This is a genomic window from Flexivirga sp. YIM B11880, assembly GCF_058148645.1.
Genome location: NZ_JBMAMH010000004.1, coordinates 167,722 through 189,078, shown reverse-complemented (window position 1 = coordinate 189,078; position 21,357 = coordinate 167,722). Strand labels below are relative to the sequence as shown.

The 21,357-nt window shown below is 68.9% G+C and carries 20 protein-coding genes and 1 tRNA gene; 11 read left to right on the top strand and 10 right to left on the bottom strand.

Annotation, left to right across the window (positions count from 1 at the left end):
* Positions 1–20 precede the first annotated feature (20 nt).
* Positions 21–743 (bottom strand): GntR family transcriptional regulator, encoded by a 723-nt coding sequence (locus ACN8HC_RS08505; protein WP_490074399.1) that lies wholly within the window; start codon positions 741–743, stop codon positions 21–23.
* A gap of 109 nt (positions 744–852) precedes the next feature.
* On the opposite strand from ACN8HC_RS08505, the gene ACN8HC_RS08500 reads away from it, so the two are divergent.
* From ACN8HC_RS08500 to ACN8HC_RS08490, 3 genes are all read left to right on the top strand, one after another.
* Positions 853–1,836 (top strand): CobW family GTP-binding protein, encoded by a 984-nt coding sequence (locus ACN8HC_RS08500; protein ID WP_490074398.1) that lies wholly within the window; start codon positions 853–855, stop codon positions 1,834–1,836.
* A gap of 72 nt (positions 1,837–1,908) precedes the next feature.
* The gene (locus ACN8HC_RS08495; protein ID WP_490074397.1) at positions 1,909–3,417 is read left to right on the top strand and encodes a DUF7059 domain-containing protein; all 1,509 of its coding nucleotides are present in this window, start codon (positions 1,909–1,911) and stop codon (positions 3,415–3,417) included.
* A gap of 10 nt (positions 3,418–3,427) precedes the next feature.
* Positions 3,428–4,366 (top strand): LLM class F420-dependent oxidoreductase, encoded by a 939-nt coding sequence (locus tag ACN8HC_RS08490; RefSeq protein WP_490074396.1) that lies wholly within the window; start codon positions 3,428–3,430, stop codon positions 4,364–4,366.
* Positions 4,367–4,460: 94 nt separating this feature from the next.
* Here ACN8HC_RS08490 and ACN8HC_RS08485 read toward each other — a convergent pair whose 3' ends face one another.
* A complete protein-coding gene (locus tag ACN8HC_RS08485) occupies positions 4,461–5,255 on the bottom strand; it encodes a dioxygenase family protein (protein ID WP_490074395.1) in 795 nt (264 codons plus the stop codon).
* A 182-nt stretch (positions 5,256–5,437) separates the two neighbouring features.
* On the opposite strand from ACN8HC_RS08485, the gene topA reads away from it, so the two are divergent.
* Complete coding sequence (gene topA, locus ACN8HC_RS08480) at positions 5,438–8,239, top strand: type I DNA topoisomerase (protein ID WP_490074394.1); 2,802 nt, start codon at positions 5,438–5,440, stop codon at positions 8,237–8,239.
* A gap of 186 nt (positions 8,240–8,425) precedes the next feature.
* Complete coding sequence (locus ACN8HC_RS08475; protein ID WP_490074393.1) at positions 8,426–9,103, top strand: hypothetical protein; 678 nt, start codon at positions 8,426–8,428, stop codon at positions 9,101–9,103.
* A 97-nt stretch (positions 9,104–9,200) separates the two neighbouring features.
* Here ACN8HC_RS08475 and ACN8HC_RS08470 read toward each other — a convergent pair whose 3' ends face one another.
* Complete coding sequence (locus ACN8HC_RS08470; RefSeq protein ID WP_490074392.1) at positions 9,201–10,556, bottom strand: serine hydrolase domain-containing protein; 1,356 nt, start codon at positions 10,554–10,556, stop codon at positions 9,201–9,203.
* Between the two features lie 73 nt (positions 10,557–10,629).
* On the opposite strand from ACN8HC_RS08470, the gene tmk reads away from it, so the two are divergent.
* The gene (gene tmk / locus ACN8HC_RS08465; RefSeq protein ID WP_490074391.1) at positions 10,630–11,223 is read left to right on the top strand and encodes a dTMP kinase; all 594 of its coding nucleotides are present in this window, start codon (positions 10,630–10,632) and stop codon (positions 11,221–11,223) included.
* Entirely contained in the window at positions 11,220–12,365 is a 1,146-nt protein-coding gene (locus ACN8HC_RS08460) for a DNA polymerase III subunit delta' (RefSeq protein WP_490074390.1), read from the top strand. The genes tmk and ACN8HC_RS08460 overlap by 4 nt, the downstream gene beginning before the upstream one ends.
* Positions 12,366–12,374: 9 nt before the next feature.
* Here ACN8HC_RS08460 and ACN8HC_RS08455 read toward each other — a convergent pair whose 3' ends face one another.
* Positions 12,375–12,881 carry a GNAT family N-acetyltransferase gene (locus ACN8HC_RS08455; RefSeq protein WP_490074389.1) on the bottom strand — a complete coding sequence of 169 codons (507 nt, stop codon included), beginning with the start codon at positions 12,879–12,881 and terminating at the stop codon, positions 12,375–12,377.
* A gap of 102 nt (positions 12,882–12,983) precedes the next feature.
* Between ACN8HC_RS08455 and ACN8HC_RS08450 the strand changes: the two genes are divergently transcribed.
* The 4 genes from ACN8HC_RS08450 (at position 12,984) to ACN8HC_RS08435 (ending at position 16,571) form a co-directional block, all read left to right on the top strand.
* On the top strand, positions 12,984–14,573 hold the full coding sequence (locus ACN8HC_RS08450; RefSeq protein ID WP_490074388.1) for an alpha/beta hydrolase: 1,590 nt from the start codon (positions 12,984–12,986) through the stop codon (positions 14,571–14,573).
* A 39-nt stretch (positions 14,574–14,612) separates the two neighbouring features.
* Complete coding sequence (locus ACN8HC_RS08445) at positions 14,613–15,362, top strand: 3-hydroxybutyrate dehydrogenase (protein ID WP_490074387.1); 750 nt, start codon at positions 14,613–14,615, stop codon at positions 15,360–15,362.
* Between the two features lie 67 nt (positions 15,363–15,429).
* Positions 15,430–16,326, top strand: a complete 897-nt coding sequence (locus ACN8HC_RS08440) for an alpha/beta hydrolase (protein WP_490074386.1) — start codon at positions 15,430–15,432, stop codon at positions 16,324–16,326.
* A gap of 168 nt (positions 16,327–16,494) precedes the next feature.
* Positions 16,495–16,571, top strand: a tRNA-Thr gene (locus ACN8HC_RS08435).
* Positions 16,572–16,740: 169 nt separating this feature from the next.
* On the opposite strand, the gene ACN8HC_RS08430 is transcribed toward ACN8HC_RS08435, so the two are convergent.
* The 6 genes from ACN8HC_RS08430 to ACN8HC_RS08405 all read right to left on the bottom strand — a co-directional run bounded on the left by ACN8HC_RS08430 (position 16,741) and on the right by ACN8HC_RS08405 (position 21,331).
* Positions 16,741–17,031: a type II toxin-antitoxin system RelE/ParE family toxin gene (locus tag ACN8HC_RS08430; RefSeq protein WP_490074385.1), complete on the bottom strand. Its 291-nt coding sequence runs from the start codon at positions 17,029–17,031 to the stop codon at positions 16,741–16,743.
* The gene (locus ACN8HC_RS08425) at positions 17,028–17,261 is read right to left on the bottom strand and encodes a type II toxin-antitoxin system ParD family antitoxin (protein ID WP_490074384.1); all 234 of its coding nucleotides are present in this window, start codon (positions 17,259–17,261) and stop codon (positions 17,028–17,030) included. The genes ACN8HC_RS08430 and ACN8HC_RS08425 overlap by 4 nt, the downstream gene beginning before the upstream one ends.
* Positions 17,262–17,413: 152 nt before the next feature.
* On the bottom strand, positions 17,414–19,735 hold the full coding sequence (locus ACN8HC_RS08420; RefSeq protein ID WP_490074383.1) for a bifunctional metallophosphatase/5'-nucleotidase: 2,322 nt from the start codon (positions 19,733–19,735) through the stop codon (positions 17,414–17,416).
* A 146-nt stretch (positions 19,736–19,881) separates the two neighbouring features.
* Positions 19,882–20,304, bottom strand: a complete 423-nt coding sequence (locus tag ACN8HC_RS08415; protein ID WP_490074382.1) for a hypothetical protein — start codon at positions 20,302–20,304, stop codon at positions 19,882–19,884.
* A gap of 36 nt (positions 20,305–20,340) precedes the next feature.
* Positions 20,341–20,526: a DUF1232 domain-containing protein gene (locus ACN8HC_RS08410; protein WP_490074381.1), complete on the bottom strand. Its 186-nt coding sequence runs from the start codon at positions 20,524–20,526 to the stop codon at positions 20,341–20,343.
* An 82-nt stretch (positions 20,527–20,608) separates the two neighbouring features.
* Positions 20,609–21,331, bottom strand: coding sequence for a Type 1 glutamine amidotransferase-like domain-containing protein (locus tag ACN8HC_RS08405; RefSeq protein WP_490074380.1), 723 nt, complete (start codon positions 21,329–21,331; stop codon positions 20,609–20,611).
* Positions 21,332–21,357: the final 26 nt, after the last annotated feature.

The window sequence follows — 21,357 nt, the reverse complement described above, 5'->3', positions numbered from 1 at the left end:
GGCATCGGTCCGATGGGTGGTCACTGCTGCAGCCGGGCCTTGGTCCGGCTGCCGGCATGGCCCTCATCGGGCTGGAAGGCGCGGGCCCGGACGAGCCGGATGCGCAGTCGTGCGATGTGCTGCCGGGCGGCCTGCTCGGCGAGCGCCGGGTCGCCGATGACGATGGCCTCGGCGATCCGGCGGTGCTCGTCGAGCGCCTGCCGGGGCGCATCGGGGCTGCGCCACAGCGAGTGCAAGGCGAAGTGGGAACGACCACTGATCGGGTCCAGAGCAGCGGTGAGATGACTGTTCGCGGCGAGCTGGCGGATCATCCGATGGAAGCGCATGTCCAGCTCGATGTGCCGTGCATCGCTCGGGTCCTCGGTCAGCGCCTGCTCGTGCTCGTCCAGGATCTCCTGCAGGGCGCCGACGCCTGCCGCGTCGCTGCGCTCGGTCGCCAGCCGAGCGGCCAACCCTTCGAGGAGCTCCCGGACGATGTAGAGCTCACGGAGGTCGTCGGTGTTGACGTGGCTCACCTCGGCGCCGCGGTGGGGCACGTGCACCGCGAGCCCGTCGTAAATCAGTCGCTGCACGGCTTCGCGGACCGGGCTGCGGCTCAGGTTCAGCTGCCGGGCCAGCTCGGGCACCGACAACGCCGTTCCCGGCGGCAGTTCACCCGAGAGGACACCGGACTTCAGCCGTTCGTAGGTCTGCTCGGAGAGCAGCCGGCCCTCACCGTGCTCCGCGCGTTCGGTCCCCGTCATGGCCGTCAACTCCCCTCGAGCCTGGTGAACACGCCAGCCGCGGCGCCTGCGCCACATTACATGCAAGCCACCCGACATCACTTTCGACACTTCGTACGGAGAGCACCTGATGACCACCACCTCGAAGATTCCCGCCACCGTTCTGTCCGGTTTTCTCGGCTCGGGCAAGACCACCTTGCTCAACCGGATCCTGACCGAGAACCACGGACAGCGGATCGCCGTGATCGAGAACGAGTTCGGCGAGATCTCCATCGACGACGCCCTGGTCCTGCAGGGCGACGAGGAGATCATCGAGATGAGCAACGGCTGCTGCCTGTGCTGCACGGCTCGCTCCGATCTGGTGCGCATGCTGCACTCGTTGCTGGAGCGTCCCGGCCGCTTCGACCGGATCGTCATCGAGACGACCGGTATGGCCGACCCGAACCCGGTCGCCCAGACGTTCTTCTACGATGAACAGATCAGCCAGGCCGTCGAACTCGACGCCATCGTGACCATGGTCGACGCGAAGCACATCCTGCCGCACCTGGCGGAGGTCGACGTGGAGGGCGTCGGCGACAAGGCACTGGACCAGATCGCCTTCGCCGACAAGCTGGTGCTCAACAAGACCGACCTGGTCGACGCGGCAGAGCTGGACGCCGTCGAGACGCGGTTGCGTGGCATCAATGCGACCGCGGACATCCTGCCCGCCACCTATGCCTCGGTGGACCTGGACCGCATCCTCGGCACCAATGCCTTCGCGACGACGCACACGGCGGCGATCGACCCCGACTGGCTGGAGGCAGAGCACCTGCACGACCCGGCCCTCGCCTCGGTGGGGATCGAGCTGGACGGCGAGCTGGACTCGAGCCGGCTGGAGAAGTGGATCGCGCAACTGGTCGATGAGCAGGGCGACACGATCTACCGCCTGAAAGGCATCCTGGCGCTCAAGGGGGACGCCCGGCGGTCGGTCCTGCAGGGCATTCACCGGCTCTACGAATTCCGCCCCGCACAGCCCTGGGGCGTGGAGGAGCGGTCCAACAAGCTGGTCTTCATCGGCCGTGACCTGGACCGGGTGGCGCTCACCGACGGCCTGAAGGCCTGTCTCGCGGCGTAGCGCCTGGCCGGCTCAGTACGGCCGCGACGCCGCTCGATCCGGACCGACGGCCAGGTTGGGCAGGATGGAGGTATGCCGCACTCCGCCCCGCCGCCGCTCGGCGACGACCCTGCCGCACTTCGACGCGCACTGATCGCGGCGCACTTCACCCTGGACGGCGTCGCCGACTGCCTCGGGCCACTGGCGTCGGCGGCGCTGCACCGCGAGCAACGGCTGCCCGCGGATCTCGCCACGCGCGACGACGACTCCCCGGTGGCGACGCTCGTCCGGCTGTTCGCGCTGGGACTGCCAGCCGGCGTCCGGCAGCTGGACCGGGCGCTCGCCGGCTGGGACACCGCCCGGTTGGCCGCCGCCGGCCTGGTCCGCGTGGACGGATCGCGTGCTCGGGCGGCATACGACCTGCGACCGTACGGCGACGATCAACACCAGTGGTGGATCGCGTCCGACGTGTCCGAGGTGATGACCGGCGAGCCGCTACCGGTGGACCACGTGCTCGGGATCGGCGGTGCGTCGATGACGCTGGCGTCGTGGACGCCCCGCCGTCGCGTCGCGCGGGCGCTCGATCTCGGCACCGGGTGCGGTGTGCAGTCGCTGCACCTCACCGGGCACGCCGGCGAGATCGTCGCGACCGACACCTCCCAGCGTGCGCTGGACATCGCCGCGTGGAACGCTCGGCTCAACGGTGCCCAGTGGGATCTGCGGCGCGGCGACCTCTTCAAACCCGTTGCGGGACAACGATTCGACCTGATCGTCAGCAACCCGCCGTTCGTGATCACCCCACGGGCGGACGGTGTGCCGGCCTACGAATACCGGGACGGCGGGCGCGTCGGTGACGGCGTCGTGCGCTCGCTCATTCGTGAGCTGCCGCGCCACCTCAATGCCGGCGGCGTCGCCCAGCTGCTCGCCAACTGGGAGGTGCCCGAGGGGTCGGACTGGAAGGACGTGGTCGGCGCCTGGTTCGATCGCACCGGCCTCGACGCCTGGGTGGTCCAGCGCGACACGCAGGACCCGGCCGAGTATGCCGAGCTGTGGGCCGGTGACGGCGGATTGCGTGCGGGGGCAAGCGGTTTCGAGCAACTGTATGCCGCCTGGCTGCGCGACTTCGCCGCGCGGGGCGTCGGCGAGATCGGGTTCGGCGTGATCACCGTGCAGCTTCCGGAGACCCGGCGCCGACCATGGCGCGACCTCGTCGAGGTGACCGGTCCGGTGCAGTCGCCGATGGGTCCCGCCATCGACGCGGGTCTCCGGGCCCGGACGCGGCTGGCCGACGTGGGGGAGTCGGGCGTCCTCGACGCGCAGCTGACCGTTGCCCCGGACGTGACCGAGGAGCGGCACGGGCGGCCCGGTGCCGAGGACCCGTCGGTCATCGTGGTCCGGCAGGGCGGCGGTCTGCGGCGAGCGTTCACGGTCGACACCGCAATGGCTGCTTTCGTGTCCGTGTGCGACGGTGAGTTGTCCACCCGGCAGGCACTCGGCGCGATCGCGTCCCTGCTCGACGTGCCGACCGATGGGTTGGTGCGCGAGACGCTGCCCGTCATACACGACCTCGTGGCGGACGGTCTGCTGATCGCCGGCCCGTAGCATCGGCTTCATGGAGCTACGAATCTTCACCGAGCCGCAGCAGGGAGCGTCGTATGACGACCTCATCGCCGTCGCGAAACGTGCCGAAGAGCTCGGCTTCGGAGCATTCTTCCGCTCCGACCACTACCTTGCGATGGGCGACGCCACGGGCCTGCCGGGCCCGAGTGACGCGTGGATCACGCTGGCCGGGATTGCCCGGGAGACGTCGACGATCCGGCTCGGCACGCTCGTGACGAGCGCGACCTTCCGGCTGCCCGGCGTGCTCGCCATCGAGGTCGCGAACGTCGATGCCATGTCCGGCGGCCGGGTCGAACTCGGGCTGGGTGCAGGGTGGTTCGAGCGCGAGCACGCGGCATACGGCATCCCGTTCCCGTCGACCCGGGAGCGCTTCGACCGGCTCGAGGAACAACTGGAGATCGTCACCGGCCTGTGGTCCGCACGCGGCAGCTACTCGTTCGACGGCACCCACTACCAGCTCGTCGACAGCCCGGCGTTGCCGAAACCGATGCAACGTGACGGGATTCGCGGTGGTGTTCCCGTCGTCGTGGGCGGGCACGGCAAGAAGCGCACGCCGAGGTTCGCCGCGACCTATGCCGACGAGTTCAACATCGCCTTCTCCTCGATCGAGGACACCCGCGCACAGTTCGGCCGGGTACGTGCAGCGGTCCAATCCGCCGGGCGCGCCGCGGACTCGATGACCTACTCGGCGGCGCAAGTGCTCTGTGTGGCCAAGGATGAAGCCGAGCTGGAGCGGCGGGCCAGGGCGATCGGGCGGGACACGGCGGAGTTGCGGGCCAACGGCGTTGCGGGCACACCGGCCGAGGCGGTCGCCCGGCTGCGGGCCCTCGCCGACGCCGGTGCCGAACGGGTCTACCTACAGGTGCTCGACCTGCACGACCTGGAGCACCTGGATCTGGTGGCCGCGGAGGTCATGCCGCACGTCTCCTGATTGAGCGGCAGACGAATGTGTTGACCGGCGTAGGGAATCGCGGGGATTCCGTGTGCCGGTCATTGTGGAGGTATGCCGCTCGATCGAGAACGCGTCAGGCGGCGGAGTGCATGTCCAACTGCCAACTGCGCTTGGACAGGCCGTGCCAGAAGCCGTCGATGACGGTGCGTGACGCGGCTCCGTCGGACGCGGCCGCACCGAGTGCGACATACAGCGGTGCCCAGTGCTCGGTGCGCGGGTGCGCGAGCTGGGCGGCCGGAGCGGTGTGGCTGAAGTCCATCAGCGCGTCCAGGTCGCCGCGCGCCATCGTCTCGGCAGCCCAGTGGTCGAACTCCGTCATCACGGCCTGCGGCGCGGAGTCGGAGCCCGGCGCCATCAGGTGCAGGTTGTGTGTGGTGAAGCCGGACCCGACGATCAGCGTGCCGTCATCGCGCAGGGGCGCCAGCTTGCGGCCCAGATCGTAGAGCTCCTGTGGGTCGAGCGTCGGCATCGACAGCTGCAGCACCGGCACGTCGGCGTCGGGGAACATCTCGGCGAGTGGCACGTACGCGCCGTGGTCGAGGCCGCGGCTCTCGTCGTGCACGAGCGACTGTCCAGGGGTGGAGATCAGCTTGGCGACGTCCGCGGCGAGGTCCGGCGCCGACGGGGCGTCATACCGCACGTCGTAGTACTTCTGGGGAAAGCCCCAGAAGTCGTAGAGCAGCGGGGCTCCCGTGGTGGAGCTGACCGCGATCGGCGCCGACTCCCAGTGCGCCGACACCATCAGGATGCGCTTCGGGCGGGGCAGGTCCTGGCCCCACGCGCCGAGCTCGGCGGTCCATCGGGCGTCGTCGGCGAGCGGCGGCGCGCCGTGGCTGAGGAAGAGAACGGGCTGCCGGTCGGTCGTCATGATGTCCATGCTGACAGCAACAAGTTAAACATTCAACTAATTCCCGAGCACTGGTCCGGTCGGCTGGTGCTCCCTGCCCGGACTGCGCCCGATCAGACAGTCGTGCATAGACTGCGACGCGTTCGCACGTCGAAGCAGTGACGAATCCACTGCACGTCGGACAGAGAGTGAGAAGAACACGAGTGGCGCGCAAGCTTGTCATCGTCGAGTCGCCGGCCAAGGCGAAGAAGATCGGCGGTTATCTGGGGGACGACTACATCGTCGACGCGAGTGTGGGACACATCCGTGACCTGCCCAATCCGTCGGAGCTGCCGCCGGAAATGAAGAAGGGCCCTTACGGCAAGTTCGCCGTCAACATCGAGGAGGGCTTCGATCCCTACTACGTGGTCGCGACCGCGAAGAAGAAGAAGGTCGCCGAGCTCAAGCGCCTGTTGAAGGACAGCGACGAGCTCTACCTGGCCACCGACGAGGACCGCGAGGGCGAGGCCATCGCGTGGCACCTGCTCGAGGTGCTCAAGCCGAAGGTGCCCGTCAAGCGGATGGTCTTCCACGAGATCACCAAGGACGCGATCCAGCGCGCCGCCAACAACACGCGCGACCTCGACGACCGGCTCGTCGACGCCCAGGAGACCCGTCGCGTCCTCGACCGGCTCTACGGTTACGAGGTCAGCCCGGTCCTCTGGCGCAAGATCCGGCGAGGCCTGTCCGCCGGCCGCGTCCAGTCGGTCACCACCCGCATGGTCGTGGAGCGGGAGCGGGAACGTATGGCGTTCCGCGCCGCCTCCTACTGGGACGTCGAAGGCGAGTTCGCGCCCGGCGGCGGCACCAGCCAGGCGTTCACCGCGAAGCTGACGTCGCTCGACGGCACCCGGGTCGCCACCGGCCGCGACTTCGACGACCGCGGAAACCTCAAGAACGACAACGTCTTCCACCTCAACGCCGCTCAGGCGAACGCCGTCGCTGAGTCGGTCGCTGCGGCGGTCGCGTCGGTCAGCGCCGTGCAGGAGAAGCCCTACACGCGGCGGCCGAGTGCGCCGTTCACGACGAGCACGTTGCAGCAGGAAGCCGGTCGCAAGCTGCGGATGAGCAGCAAGGCGGCGATGAGCGTCGCGCAGCGGCTCTACGAGAACGGCTACATCACCTACATGCGCACCGACTCGATCACGTTGTCGGAGTCGGCGATTCGCGCCGCACGCACCCAGGCCCGTGATCTGTATGGCGCCGACTACGTCCCGGACCAGCCGCGTCGCTATCAGGCCAAGGTCAAGAACGCCCAGGAGGCGCACGAGGCGATCCGTCCCGCCGGCGACACCTTCCGCACCCCGGCGCAGGTCGCCGGCGAGCTGCGCGGCGAGGAGTTCGCGCTCTACGAGCTGATCTGGAAGCGCACCGTCGCCTCCCAGATGGCCGATGCGCGCGGCAGCACCGCAACAGTGAAACTTGCTGTGCCGATCGAGGACTCGGGTGTCGCGCAGCGGTCGGAGTTCACCGCGTCCGGCACGGTCATCACGTTCCGCGGCTTTCTCGCGGCATACGAAGAAGGCCGTGACGTCGAGCGCAACGCCAGCGACGACACCGAACGCCGGCTGCCCAAGCTCTCCGAGGGCGTGGCCGTCGACGTGCTGCGCGCGGAAGCAGAAGGCCACCAGACCAGTCCGCCGCCGCGCTACACCGAGGCCACCCTGGTCAAGGCCATGGAGGAGATGGGCATCGGGCGCCCGTCGACCTACGCGACCATGGTCGCCACCATCCAGGACCGCGGCTACGTGAACAAGCGCGGCACCGCGCTGATCCCGACGTGGACCGCGTTCGCGGTGGTCCGGCTGCTCGAGGAGCACTTCCCGTCGCTGGTCGACTACGACTTCACCGCCTCGATGGAGGAGGGTCTGGACCGCATCGCCGGCGGTGACATCGGCCGTGTCGACTGGCTCACGCGGTTCTACTTCGGCGACGGGAACGACCGCGCGCCAGGGCTTCCCGCGGCCGGCCCGGACAGCAGCGAGGGCCTGCAGGAGATGGTCGAGCGCCTGCCGGACATCGATGCACGCGCCATCTCCACCATCGAGATCGGCGACGGCATCGTCGTGCGCGTCGGCCGCTACGGCCCGTATGTCGAAGAGGTCGTGCCGGACGGCGTCGACCCGTCGACCGGCGAGGTGACGACGGACACGGCCGAGGCGCCGAAGTCGCGCCGCGCCACCATCAACGACGACATCGCGCCGGACGAGATGACTCCAGAGAAGGCACGCGAGTTGCTCGTGGCCGCGGACGACGACGGACGGGTGTTGGGCCAGGACCCCGAGACCGGGCACGACATCGTCGCCCGGGCGGGACGATATGGCCCCTACGTCACCGAGGTGCTGCCCGAGCCGCCGGCACCGGCCGATGACGCGAAGCCCAAGAAGGCCAAGAAGGTCGCCGGACCCAAGCCGCGAACCGCCAGTCTTTTCAAGGACATGGACCTCGCCACCGTCGACCTGCAGACCGCGCTCAAGCTGCTCAGCCTGCCGCGGGTGCTCGGCACGGTCACCGAGGGTGAGGGTGACGAGGCCAAGCAGGTGGAGATCACCGCGCAGAACGGCCGCTACGGTCCCTACCTGAAGAAGGGCACCGACTCCCGCTCCCTGGCGAGCGAGCAGCAGCTCTTCGACATCACCCTCGAGGAGGCCTTGGCGATCTACGCCGAGCCGAAGCGACGTGGCCGTGCCGCGCAGCCGCCGCTGAAGGAGCTCGGCAAGGACCCCGTGTCGGACAAGCCCGTGGTGGTCAAGGAGGGCCGCTTCGGTCCTTACGTCACCGACGGCGAAACCAACGCGACGCTGCGCCGTGGCGACGACCCGTCGTCGATCACGCCCGAGCGCGGTTTCGAGCTGCTCGCCGAGAAGCGAGCCAAGGGGCCGACCACGCGCAAGCGAGCCGCCAAGAAAACCACCGCGAAGAAGACCACGACCAAGAAGACCGCCAAGAAGACCGCGAAGAAGTAGGCGTTTCCATCCGGCGAATCGTCCGCACTGCGGACGATTCGCCGGATCCGTCGAGAATCTATACGCTTCGAGGGGAACCCTGCCCGGACGAGCACCGTCACAAGCTCGATCGCCACGCAGGACGCATGGGGAGCGCACGCAGCCGTCATCTGCGGTGCTGAACGGATACTTCACGGAGGAAAAGTCATGCCCAGCAACACGTTTCGTCGCACTCTGGTCGGTGCCGTCGCCGTCGCCGGGGCCCTGGGCCTGGCAGCGTGCAACAGCAACGACACCACGAGTGTGACGACACCGACCGGGTCGCAGACCACGACGACCTCGGCCGCGCCTGCTCCGAGCACCACCACCACCGAGTCGAGTGCGCCGGAGACGTCCACCACGACCTCGGAGGCCAGCGAGACGTCATCCGACGCCAGCAAGCCGGTCACCGGGCCGACCCAGGTCAGCAACCCGGACGGCAAGTTCACGATCGGTCAGCCCGCGGTCATCAAGGACGACGACGACACCTACCGACTGACCCCGACCTCGCTGGAGGTTGCGCCGGCGTCCGCTTACAACGAGGCACGCCTGAAGAAGACCGACGGGACGATCTACTACCTGAAGTTCGACGTCGCCCCGATCAAGGTCAACTCGACCTTCTTCGGCACCAACTCCATCAACGGACTGTTCTTCCACCCGGAGATCGGCTCCTCGGTCAAGAACGCCAAGCGCATCTACGGCGACACCGACGCGTGCACGAGCGACTCCAAGAAGCTCGCTCCGGGTGAGTCCGGAAGCAGCTGCTACATCTACCAGATCCCCGGCGCCACGGTGTCGACCGTCGTCTACAACGACTACGAGCACAACATCCGCTGGACCAAGTAATCAGCGTCGGAATGCTCCGACTCCTCGCGAACACCGAAGGCGGCCAACTCATTTCGTTCGAGTCGGCCGCCTTCGGCGCGCGGTCGTCGCCGCCACGTCAGGGCGTCGGCTGGCCGAATCCCAACGGCTCTCGGGTGAACCGGTAGGTCGCCCAGTTGAATTGGCGCACCGACCCGTCGTCCCTCCGGTGTATGACGAGCCGCTCGCCGCGTTCCCGGCCGCTGACCGTGCGATAGACGTCATCGCCCTCGGCCTCGAAGACCGAGTCGGGCACGCTCGACGGTGCGCTCGTCAGACGCGCGGTCAGCTTCCCGTCGCGGATGGCAAAAGTGAACTCGTTGCCCTCGGAGAACCACTGCCCCACAAGGGGTTTGAGCTCTTCCGGCTCGACCGTGCCCGGGGTCCACGGCTCGGGCAGCTCCGGGTCGTGGACCACGATATACGCGCCCAGCTTGATGGCGGTGCCCGCCGGGTCCTTGGAGATCGAGTTGTTCATCAGCACCGCGCCCGTGGTGCCCGACTCCGGCTCGGAGAAGAAGCCGGTGATGCCGCCCGGCATACCACCGGTGTGGCCGAACCAGATCCGGCCGTCGCGGCGCTCGAGCTCGAGACCGAGGCCCCAAGCGGTGTTCCACCCGCCGTCGGCGGCGATCTGGGGCTGGCGCATCTCCTCGACGGTGTCGGGAGAGAGGATCTCCTCGTCCGGGTCGAGCAGGAAGCCGTGCCACCGGACCATGTCCGCCAAGGTGCTCGCCAAGGCGCCGGCGGACGCGGTGGTGTTCTTGGTCAGCACCGGCTCCTCGACCGGCACATCGGTGAACGGCGGCACGTAGTAGAGGCCGGCGCGGGGCGGGGTGAGGGAGAGCGTCGTGCGGCGCAGTTCCAGCGGATCGAGCAGCCGTCGCTGCAGCGAGGCCTCCCAGCTGCCGCCGTCGAGGCGGGCGACCACCTCGCCGAGCAGTGCGTAGCAGAGGTTGGAGTAGTGCCAGCGGTGGTGCGGGCGCAGCACCCGTTCCGCGTCGTTCCAGCCGGCGAGCAAGCCGTCGCGGTCGGGGAACTCCAAGGTGTCCCAGACATCGCCGACCGGCTCGCGCTGCATGCCGCTGACGTGCGCCAGCATCTCGCGAATGGTGACCTGGGCATGTGTGGTGCCCGGCACCAGCTGGTCGACGGTGTCGTCGAGCGACAGCTTGCCCTCGTCGCGCAGCTGCATGATCAGCACCGCGGTGAACGTCTTGGTGTTGGACGCGACGAGGAACTGCGTGTCCGCGCCGAGTGGGACGCTCGGGTCGGACAGGTCTGCCTGGCCCACGGCGGCGTCCCAGAGCAGCGTGCCGTGTCGCGCCACTCCCGCCACGAGCGCCGGTGTGCGGCTGGCGCGCTGCGCCTCGATCGCAGTTGCGGTCAGCGCGCGGTTTGTCGAATCGCTGAGGGGAGAGGAGCTTTGCGTCATACGACCAACCTAGGGCAGGGCTCAGCGGTCGGCGCTCGCGCACCTGTCGGCCGGCCCGACTACGCTCCGGATCGTGTTCATAGCGTTCGAGGGCGGCGACGGTGCGGGCAAGACGACCCAGATCGAGTTGCTGCGTGCGCGGCTGGTCGATGCCGGGTATGACGTCGTCGTGACCCGCGAGCCCGGGGGCACCGCACTGGGGACCAGCATCCGCCAGGTGCTGTTGCACGGCGACCACGTCGCGCCGCGCGCCGAAGCGCTGCTCTTCGCCGCGGACCGCGCGCAGCACGTCGCGACGGTCGTTCGGCCTGCGCTCGCTCGTGGCGCCGTCGTGTTGCAGGACCGCTATCTCGACTCGTCGGTGGCCTACCAAGGTGCCGGGCGCGCGCTCGAACCGGCTGAGGTCAGAGCGCTTTCGCTGTGGGCGACCGAGGACCTGCTACCCGACCTGACGGTGCTGCTCGACGTGACGCCGGAGATCGGCCGCGCCCGACGGGGCGACGTGCACGACCGGCTGGAGTCGGAGGAGGACCACTTCCACGCCCGGGTGCGCGAGCACTACCTGCAACTCGCGGCTGCCGACCCGAGCCGCTACCTCGTCGTCGATGCCAGCCTGCCTGCCGAGGAGATCGCGGCGATCGTCAGTGAGCGGGTGGGCCGGCCATGACCGTTTGGGACGAGGTGATCGGGCAGGACCAGGCGGTGGCCACGTTGCAGGCGGCGGTGGCGGACCGCGGCAAGATGACCCACGCGTGGCTGCTCACCGGGCCGCCCGGCTCGGGTCGCTCGATCGCGGCGCGCGCGTTCGCCGCGGCGCTGGAGTGCCCGACCGGCGGCTGCGGCGAGTGCCACGAGTGCCGGACGGTGCTCGATCAGAGTCACGCCGACGTGACGGTGATGGCCACCGAGGGCTTGTCGATCCAGGTGAAGGACGCCCGGGAGCTGGCCGGCCTCGCCCAGCGCCGGCCGAGCATCGGCAGCTGGCGGGTCATCATCATCGAGGACGCCGACCGGTTGACCGAGCGCGCCGCGGACGCCCTGCTGAAGGCACTCGAGGAGCCGGTGGAGCGCACCGTCTGGGTGTTGTGCGCACCGTCGCTGGAGGACGTGATCATCACCATCCGCTCACGGACCCGGCACGTGCGACTGCGCACGCCGCCGGTCGAGGCGGTCGCCCGGTTGCTCGTGCAGCGGGACGGCATCGCCCCGCAGCTGGCAGAGGACGCTGCGCGCGCGGCCCAGTCGCACGTCGGTCTCGCCAAGCGCCTCGCGACCGACGAGTCGGCGCGTGAACGACGCCGCAAGACCCTGTTGCTCGCCGGGCAGATCCGGCACCTGGGCGACGCGATGGCCGCTGCCGCCGACCTGGCTGCGATCGCCGGGGAGGAGTCCTCGGCATCCTCCGCCGAGCGCGACGCCGCCGAAAAGGCCCGGTTGATGGCGCAACTGGGCGCCGACCCGAGCGCTCGCACCCAGCCACCGCACGTGCGCTCGCAGTTGTCGGCGCTGGAGAAGGAGCAGAAGACACGCGCGACCAGGTTCAGCCGCGACGTGATCGACCGCTCCCTCGTCGACCTGTTGTCGATCTACCGCGACGCCCTCGTGGTGCGCGCCGGCACCACGGTGCCGTTGATCAACGCCGATCTCGGAGACGAAGTTCAGCGGCTCGCCGAGACCCGCACCGGTGAGCAGTTGCTGCTCGCCATGGACACCATCGGCACCGCACGGGAGCGGATCGAGGCCAACGTGCCGCCGCTGCTGGCGCTGGAGGCCATGGCGATCGGACTGCAGGCTCCGGCGCGCGGCTGACCGGGGCGGTCAGAGATTGCGACGGTAGCCGATGAAGCGGGCGCGGGAGCCCTCCGGCGCGTCGGCCGGCCCGGTCCTCACGAAGCCGCAGCGCTCGAGCACGCGCTGCGAGGCGTGGTTCGTCGTGGCGACGCGTGCAGCGATCGTCCGGACGCCGTGCTCGGCGGCGAGTTCCAGCATCGCGTCGACGCCCCGGGTCGCGACGCCGCGGCCCTGTTCCTCCTCCGCGACGCGGTAGCCGAGCTCGGTCAGCTCCGGGTCGTCGATGTCGGTCAGGTTGACGCGCCCGACGATCGCACCGGCATCGTCGACGATCACCGTGATGAGCGACGTGCCGGTGCGGTTCTCGGCCGCCAGCGCGGCCAGCCGCTCGGCGAAGTGCTCGAAGTAGTCGTCGCCGCGGTCACCGATCCGGCGTGCGAAGAAGGCCCGGTTGGTGCGCTCGAATCGCTCGAGCTCCGCTTCGTGCGACGTGTTGAGCAACTCGAGCCGTAGGCCGTCGGCGATCACCGGCATGGTGTCGAGCGTCGGGCAGCGAACACCCTTGCGGCAACCGGTTTTCACCGGCACCGGCCGGAGCCGGACTCCGTCAAGGTCGATGACGTAACGTGCAGCTTCATGGTGCGACGACGGCAGGTGGCCGGGCTGGCAGGCGTCACAGTCATCGGTATGGTGATGGCGACCGGCTGCAGCAGCGACCCCGGGCACGCCGCCGCGAGCAGTGCCGCGACGTCGTCGGCCGGCGCCTCGACCGCGGCCGGATCCACGAGCGGCACCGCGGCAGCCGGTGTTACCGCCGGCACACCGTCCGCGCTCGCGCGCTTCTACGAGCAGAAGCTCGACTGGAGCTCCTGCGGCCGCGCCGAGTGCGCGAAGCTGACCGTGCCGGTCGACTACGCGAAGCCGGACGGCGCGACGATCCAGCTGGCCGTCGACAAGGTTGCGGCGACGGGTGACCGCAAAGGCGCCCTCGTCGTCAACCCGGGCGGCCCGGGTGGCTCCGGGGTGGACTATGCCGCGGCCGCCGCCCTGGGCTACGTCGTGACCAAGGACGTGCGCTCGTCATACGACATCGTGGGCTTCGACCCGCGCGGGGTGCAGCGGTCCGCGCCCATCACCTGCTACGGCGACGCGCAGATGGACAGCTACCTCGGGGAGGACCCGACACCGGACACCACCGCCCAGCAGCAGCAGGCGGCCCAGGAGAACAAGGCCTTCGGCACGGCCTGCCTCGCGAAGGCCGGCACCCTGCTCGGCCACGTGTCGACCGTCGAGGTCGCCAAGGACATGGACGTGCTGCGCGCGGCGCTCGGCGAGAACAAGCTGGACTACCTCGGCAAGTCCTACGGCACGTTCATCGGGTCGACCTACGCGGGGCTGTTCCCGAAGCGGGTCGGTCGCTTCGTGCTCGACGGGGTGGTGCCGCCGGACATCACGGCCACCGAGGAGAGCCTCGGTCAGGCGAAGGGTTTCGAGCAGGCGACCCGGTCCTACGTGCGCGACTGCGTCGCGCAGAGCAATTGCCCGCTCGGCAGCAGTGTCGACGCCGGCATGACGCGAATCCGCTCGTTTCTCAAGGCAGTCGACGCCAAACCGCTGCCCGTCACGGGGGAGGGTGACGTCACCGAGCTGACCGAGGGTTGGGCGACGCTCGGCATCGCGGACGCGATGTACGACAAGTCGTCCTGGCCGTCGCTGACTGACGCCTTCCAAGCGGCGTTCAACGGCAGCGGCGACAAGCTGATGGCGCTCGCGGACCAATACGCCGACCGCAACAGCGACGGCACCTACAACGGCAACATCATGCAGGTGATCAACGCGGTCAACTGTCTCGACCGGGGCGCCTCGTCCGACCTGGCGACCTACCGCAAGGAGGTCGCCACGTTCCAGAAGGCGGCGCCCACCTGGGGACCGATGCTGGCGTGGGGTGGCCTCGCGTGCGGGGAGTGGCCGATCAAGGCGACCGGCAAACCCGAGAAGATCACCGCGGCCGGGTCCGGCCCGATCCTGGTCCTCGGGACGACCCGGGACCCGGCGACACCGTACGACTGGTCGGTGCGGCTGGCACACGAGCTGACGGGCGGTCATCTGCTGTCGTATGACGGGGACGGCCACACGGCATACATGATGGGCTCGTCGTGCGTCGACAACGCCGTGGACGCATACCTGTTGAAGGGAACGATCCCTCCGGCGGGCAAGACCTGCTGAAATCGACGGCGGGAGCATCGCCGAGCGAAGGAGAACCGGATGAGCGTGAACCTGACCGGCAAGCGAGCGCTGGTGACCGGCGCGGGCAGCGGTATCGGTGAGGCGTGCGCGGTGGCCCTCGCAGAGGCGGGTGCGTCCGTGACCGTGGCGGACATCAACGAAGAGGCCGCGGGTCGTGTCGCCGACAAGGTAGGCGGCACACCGTGGGTCGTCGACCTGGCCGACCCCGCCGCGCTCGCGGACCTGCGACTCGACCACGATATCCTGGTGAACAACGCTGGCATTCAACACGTTTCGCCGATCGAGGACTTCCCGCCCGAGAAGTTCCACCTCATCCTCACCCTGATGCTGGAGACGCCGTTCCTGCTGACGCGCGCCGTGCTGCCGGCGATGTACGAACGGCGGTTCGGCCGCATCGTCAACATCACGTCGGTGCACGGATTGCGCGCGTCGGCATACAAGTCGGCGTATGTCGCGGCCAAGCACGGGCTCGAAGGGCTCTCGAAGGTCATCGCGCTCGAAGGCGGCGGTAAGGGCGTCACCAGCGTCTGCGTCAGTCCTGGATATGTGCGAACTGCGTTGGTGGACAAGCAGATCGCCGACCAAGCTCGGACGCACGGGATCAGTGAGGACGAGGTCGTCGAGAAGGTGTTCCTGGCCGAGAGCGCGGTCAAGCGACTCGCCGAGCCGTCCGAGGTGGCCGATCTGGTGACCTGGCTGTGCGGTCCGACGGCCGGTATGGCGAACGGCACCAGCTTCACCCTCGACGGCGGCTGGTCGGCGCACTGATGCGACCCTTCGTTCCTCAGCGTCGCATCCGTGCCTGTGCTCATGCCCGTCCTTCGGACGGTGACTGATGAAACACACGACGCACGACGTTCCGGTGCGTGGTGGCTCCCTGCGGGTCGGCCGCTGGCAGGGCGACGGTCCGGTCGAACGCGTGGTGCTCGCGGTGCACGGCATCACCGCCAATCACACCTCGTGGCAGCTGATCGGTGCGGCCGTGACGCCGGGCACGGTGATCCTCGCACCGGACCTGCGGGGTCGCGGCCGGTCCGGCTCACTGCCCGGTCCGTGCGGTATGCCGCAGCACGCGACCGACTGTGTCGCGGTGCTGGAACAGCTGGCCGACGGCCGGTGCGACCTGGCGGTCGGGCACTCGATGGGTGGTTTCGTCGTCGCGACCCTGGCCGGTCAGCATCCCGAGACCGTGGGCCGGCTGTTGCTGGTCGACGGCGGCGTGCCGTTCCCGGTGCCGGCCGGCGTGGACCTGGCGGCGCTGATGAAGGCGGGGCTCGGGCCGGCGGTGGAACGCCTGAGCATGGACTTCCCGAGTCGGGAGGACTTCCAGGCGTTCTGGCAGCGGCATCCCGCGTTCATCGACGGGTGGAACGACGCCGTCGCGGCCTATGCCAACTATGACCTGGGCTCCGGTCCGCCATACCGGAGCACGGTGGCGGCCGACCTGATCGGCCAGGACTACTTGGAGATGTTCGTCGGCGGGCCGGCCGACGTCGCGTGGCGGTCGGTTGTCGCCGACGCGCTCCTGCTCCGGGCGCCACGTGGGTTGCTGAACGAGGACGGCGGTCTCTACCCGCCGGCCGTACTCGACGCCTGGGCAGCCGGGCACCCGCGGTTCGTATGGCGCGACGTGCCCGACGTCAACCACTACACGATCACCCTCGGCGAGCCCGGCGCGCGCGTGGTGAACGACGCGATCACGAAAATGCTCGCCGGAGAGCCGGGCGGCTGATCGACCCTCCGCGCCGACCAGGAAGATGGTTGCCCCGGGCGCTTCGGTTAGACACATCGCGCTGTACCGCGCGATGTGTCTAACGGGAACGGCCGGCAGGCCGCCGATTCGCTGTCCGCGCAGTCTCCTGCGTATACTCGTCGCGGCCTCGGCACCGCCGCTGGCCATGCCGCCTTAGCTCAGTCGGCCAGAGCGATTCACTCGTAATGAATAGGTCGTCGGTTCGATTCCGACAGGCGGCTCCACCGTGATGGCGCGGTCCGGGAGATCCCGGGCCGCGCTTTCTCATGTCTGGCCGCGGCACGATCGAGCGGCATACCGACGCATTGACCGGCGTATCGATTTGCCGGGCTTCCGTATGCCGCTCAATGCACGGGTATGCCGCTCAATGGGAGGGGCTGCTTCGCACGGCACCTAAAGGCGCTCGGACGGCTCCATGCGCTGGTGCAGGATCCGAACGACATCCACATTCTCGGCCGTCTCGACATAGAACACCAGGTGACTGCCGACGCCGTACCTCCGGTAACCCGGCCGGATCTCATCGCAGGCGCGCCCGCGCCGCGGATCGGCGGCGATGCGCTCGACCACTGCCCTGAGCTCGGCGAGGTATCGCTCCGCTTGGTCGGCGTCCCACCGCTCCTGGGTGAAGTCCCATATCTCCGAAAGATCCTGCTGCGCCGCAGGTGTGAGGCGGTATCCCTTCACTGCTTCTTGCCAGCGATAAAGGCATCGAAGTCGAAGGGTTCAGCTGTGCCGGAGGCTTCACCCTCGACGAGCGCGGCACGCAGCGCCGCAAGTTGCGTCTCTCGGTCCTCGAGCAGGCGCAGCCCTGCCCGGACAACCTCGCTGGCCGACCGGTAACGCCCCGACGCAACCTGGCGGGCGAGGAAGCTCGAGAAGTGCTCGTCCAGGCTGACGGAGGTGTTCTGTGCCATGGACGAAGAACACCAATTCTTGGTACCACCCCGTGGCACGTGCCCGGTGAGCATTGCTTCGCCGGTGAAATCTGTGCGCCGAGACACCGAGGAAGAAAGGCCCGCCCCGCCGACTGGTCAGCCGGCGGGAGGGGCAATTCGGTCAGGCGGGACTACTTGACGACGGTGATCACGACCGGGTCGGAGGTGACCACTGCGCCGTTCGGCGCGGTGTAGACGGCAGTGATGCTGTGCGTGCCGAGAGCCGCGTCGCGGGGCAACCAGTGGTCCGCCTTGCCGGCACCGTTGGTGGTGACCGTCGCGACGAGGGCCGCGTTGTCGACGAACTGCACCGGGACACCGGTGGCCTTGCCGGTCTCGGGCGTGACCCATGCGGTGACCTTGGTGCCGTTGCCCTTGCCGTAGCGCTGCACGGTGCCCTGCGCGTCGAGGCGCACCGTCGTGCCGGTCGTCGGTGCGGCCTCGACCGGCACCTGCACCTGTGAAGTGGTGCCGGTGCTGTTGCCGGTGATGGTGAGCGCCGCGGTGCCGACCGGAGTGCCGGCCGGCAGCACGATACTCACGCTGGCGGTGCCGGTCTCGTCGTCCTTCGCGCTGCCGAGCGTGCTGTCGACCGGGAAGGTGCCAAGTGTCGTGTCTCCCAGGCTGACCGTCACCGAGCTGTCCTTGACGGTGCCCGTCGACATCGAGAGCGAGGACAGATCGAACGCCACCGTGTCACCCGGGTGGTATGCCGCGGGCGCACCCGCCGGGAAGTGAACGCCGACCGAGCGCTGGGAGTTGTCAACGGGGAGAGCAGCATTCGAGGCCTTCGCCGCCATGTAGTCGACCATGCCCTGCAGGTCCGTCTGGCCGGTGTCCTTCTTGTTGCTACCGGCCGCCAACTCCAGGAAGTTGTCGCCACCGGTCGCCAGGAAGGAGTTGACCGTCACCGAGTAGCTGCCGGCCGGGTCGATCGGCCCGCCATTCAGCCACATCTGCCGGATGTGGTCGCCGCTCGCGCCGGCCGGGTCGTAGGTGTAGGTGAATCCCTTCGAGATGCCGAGGCGCAGGAACGGCCGTGACGCGCCCGCCGGCTGCCACTGTTGCTCCAGCACCGTCTTGATCTGCGCGCCGGTGAGCGTCATGTTGACCAGCGTGTTGGCGAACGGCTGCACGGTCGCGGCCTGCTTGTAGGTCAGCACCGCCGGGTAGCCGGACTCGTTGTTGCCGGTCATGTCGGCGCGCAGGCCACCCGGGTTCATGAAGGCGATCTGGGCCGATCCGGTTGTCGCGGACTCGGTCGCCCAGCGCTGGGCCTCGGCGACCAGGTTGCCGAGGGTGGACTCACCGCCGCGGTTCTCGACGGCAGCGGAGTCCTTCGCCCGGTTGAACGGTCCACCGATGTTGCCCAGCGGCACCGCGCCCAGGACGTCGGCGTTGGCCACCGCCTTGGAGACGATCTGCCCGACCGTCCCGTCGGCCGCGTAGTGCGGCACCCAGATCGTCTTCGTCGGGTCCTTGGGGTCCGGGACCTGCTCGGTCAGGGCGAGCGTGTTGGACTGCACGCCCGTGACTTCACCGGCGTTCGAGACGGTGAAGTTCAGCTGGTCCAGGTTGTAGCCGTACTGGCCCGCCGAGACCACCGGACGCTGATGCACCGCGCGGCCCGCCCAGCCGGGGACGTCGACCATGCAGTTGTAGGTCAGGTGCGTGTGGCCGGAGATCACGGCGTCGACGTTGTCGTCCAGGTTGGTCACGATCTTGCCGAAGTCGTTGGCCGGGTCGGTGACCGATGAACAGTCGGTGTTCGGGGCGCCCTCGTGCACCAGCATCACGACGATGTCGGCGTCTCCGCTCGCCTTGAGCGCGTCGGCCTCCTGGTTGACCGCCTGGGCGATGTTCGTCACCTGGATGTTCGAGATGCCGCCGGGCGACACCAGCTCGGGCAGGTGCTCGGTGACCGCGCCGACGAAGCCGACCTTGACGCCGTTGAACTCCTTGACCCAGGTCGGGTCCAGTGCGGGGTTGCCGGAGTCCTTGAACTTCACGTTGGCGCCGAGGTACTTCCACTGCGCGCCGCCATAGGGGTTGGTCGAGGCGTCGTATGGCGCCATCACGCGGTTGACCAGGTCGTCGTAGCCCTGGTCGAACTCGTGGTTGCCGACCGCGGACACCTCGAGGCCGGCGGCGTTGAGCGCGTCGATCGTCGGTTTGTCGTGCGCGATGAACGACTCGAAGGTCGACGCGCCGATCAGGTCGCCGGCCGCCGCGAACACGGTGTTCGGCTGCTCGGCTCGCAACTGGTTGACCGCACCGGCGAGCACCGCAGCGCCCGCCTCCTGGCCGTTGGCCTGGATGCGGCCGTGGAAGTCGTTGATCCCCAGGATCTGCACCTGGGTGTCGCCGTCGGCCGCGCTGGCCGGGGTTGTCGCGGCCAGCGTCATACCGGTCGCCATTGCCAGGGCGCCGATGACGGCCGTCCCCAGTCTCATTCCATGACGTCTCACGCCCGTGCACTCTCCTGTGGTCGTCCCTTACCTGCGCGGCGGATGTCCTTAATGCCGCCACCTGTCAGATTCCGGAACATTAGTTGAAAGAGAGCTGTGAATCGGACGATATGGACGAATCCGACTGAATATCAGTGGTTCATTGACTTGGTCGCACGTTCGGCGATGGCGCGCACGCGGTGATTGTCGTCCGCGGCCAGTCGATCGAGCGCGGCGCGGGCGGCGCCGGACGCCGGCTTTCGGGCGGCGAGGACTTTCCCGGCCATCTCGCGCACCCGCCAGTGATCGTCGGAGCAGGCCGCGACGACCGCCGACTCGGCGACCGGATCCCACGCGTAGAGCAACGCACGCAGCGCCCAGGTGCGCGGCCAGTATCCGCCCGGGCCGCCTTCGTGCCCACTGAGGACGTATGGCGCACTCGCCCCGCCGAGCACCTCGATCAGCGGTGGATCCGGTGCACCCCCGAGCAGCTGCACGCACCGCGTGACGACCGCACGCTCGCCGTCGCGCGCCACCACGTCCCGGACCCGCTGCCGGGGTGTCGTCTGCGCCATGTCGCCGAGTCTGGCACTCGGCGGCGACAATCCGACCTACTCGGCGGGAGCCTCGCCGGTCGCGACTCGGGTGACCGAGCGCAGCACTGCCACGTCGTCGACGTGCCCCTCCGGCAGATGGTCGGGTATGACGTCGTCGGGCTCGACCAGATAGTGGAGTGCCGCAATGATCAGGCGACACCGAGCGTCCGCGAGCGGGCCCGTCGCGTCACCGGCGGTCAACCCGGTGATGTGTGCCTCGACGACCGCGCAGGCGATGTCGACTGCCGGCTCCGCGAATGGTGTGAGTCGGCCTGGCGCATCCTCACAACCGGCGTGGCTCGATGCGGGTCTCCACAGCGGTGTCGCCGTTGCGGACCAACCGGTAGGCGGCGGCGCCGTCGACCTCGGACACGGCCTCGACCAACTCGGTGCCGCGGTAGAGCAGACCGACGCCGTCGTCGGTGCAGAAGGACTCCGGCAGCGTGCCGTCGCCGACCAGCCGGTGCATCAGCGGCCGACGCCGCTCCTCGGCGTCGTAGTGCACGCCGTTGCCGTAGGGCAGCAGGCCGAGCCCGTCGGTCACCGGGCGCAGGTCGACACCGAAGGAGTCCGTGGTGCCGCCGGTGTGCCAGCAGATCGAACCGGCGCTCACTCCGGTGAGCACGACACCGGCGTCCCAGGCCGCTCGCATCGCATGGTCGAGGCCGTGCACCCGCCATACGGCCAGCAGGTTGGCGACCGAGCCGCCCATCACCCAGATGACGTCCTGGCCGAGCAGGTGCTCGGCCGGATCGGCGACGTTCGGCATCGGGAAGAGCTGCAGGTGGGAGTGGTCGTAGCCGGCGACCTTTGCCGCCTCCGCCAGGGCGTGCAGCACGTGTGGGCTGTCGCCACACGCGGTGGCGATCGTGCAGACACGTGGTGCGCGGCCGGTGACACCGGCGAGTTCGATTGCGAACTGTGTCAATTCGCTGAACTCGAAATAGGTGCGCTCGCCCTGGCGAAGACCGCCCGAGGTGGCGAGGATGGTTCGCTCGGCTGCCATGGGGTGACCGTAACGCACGAGGTGTC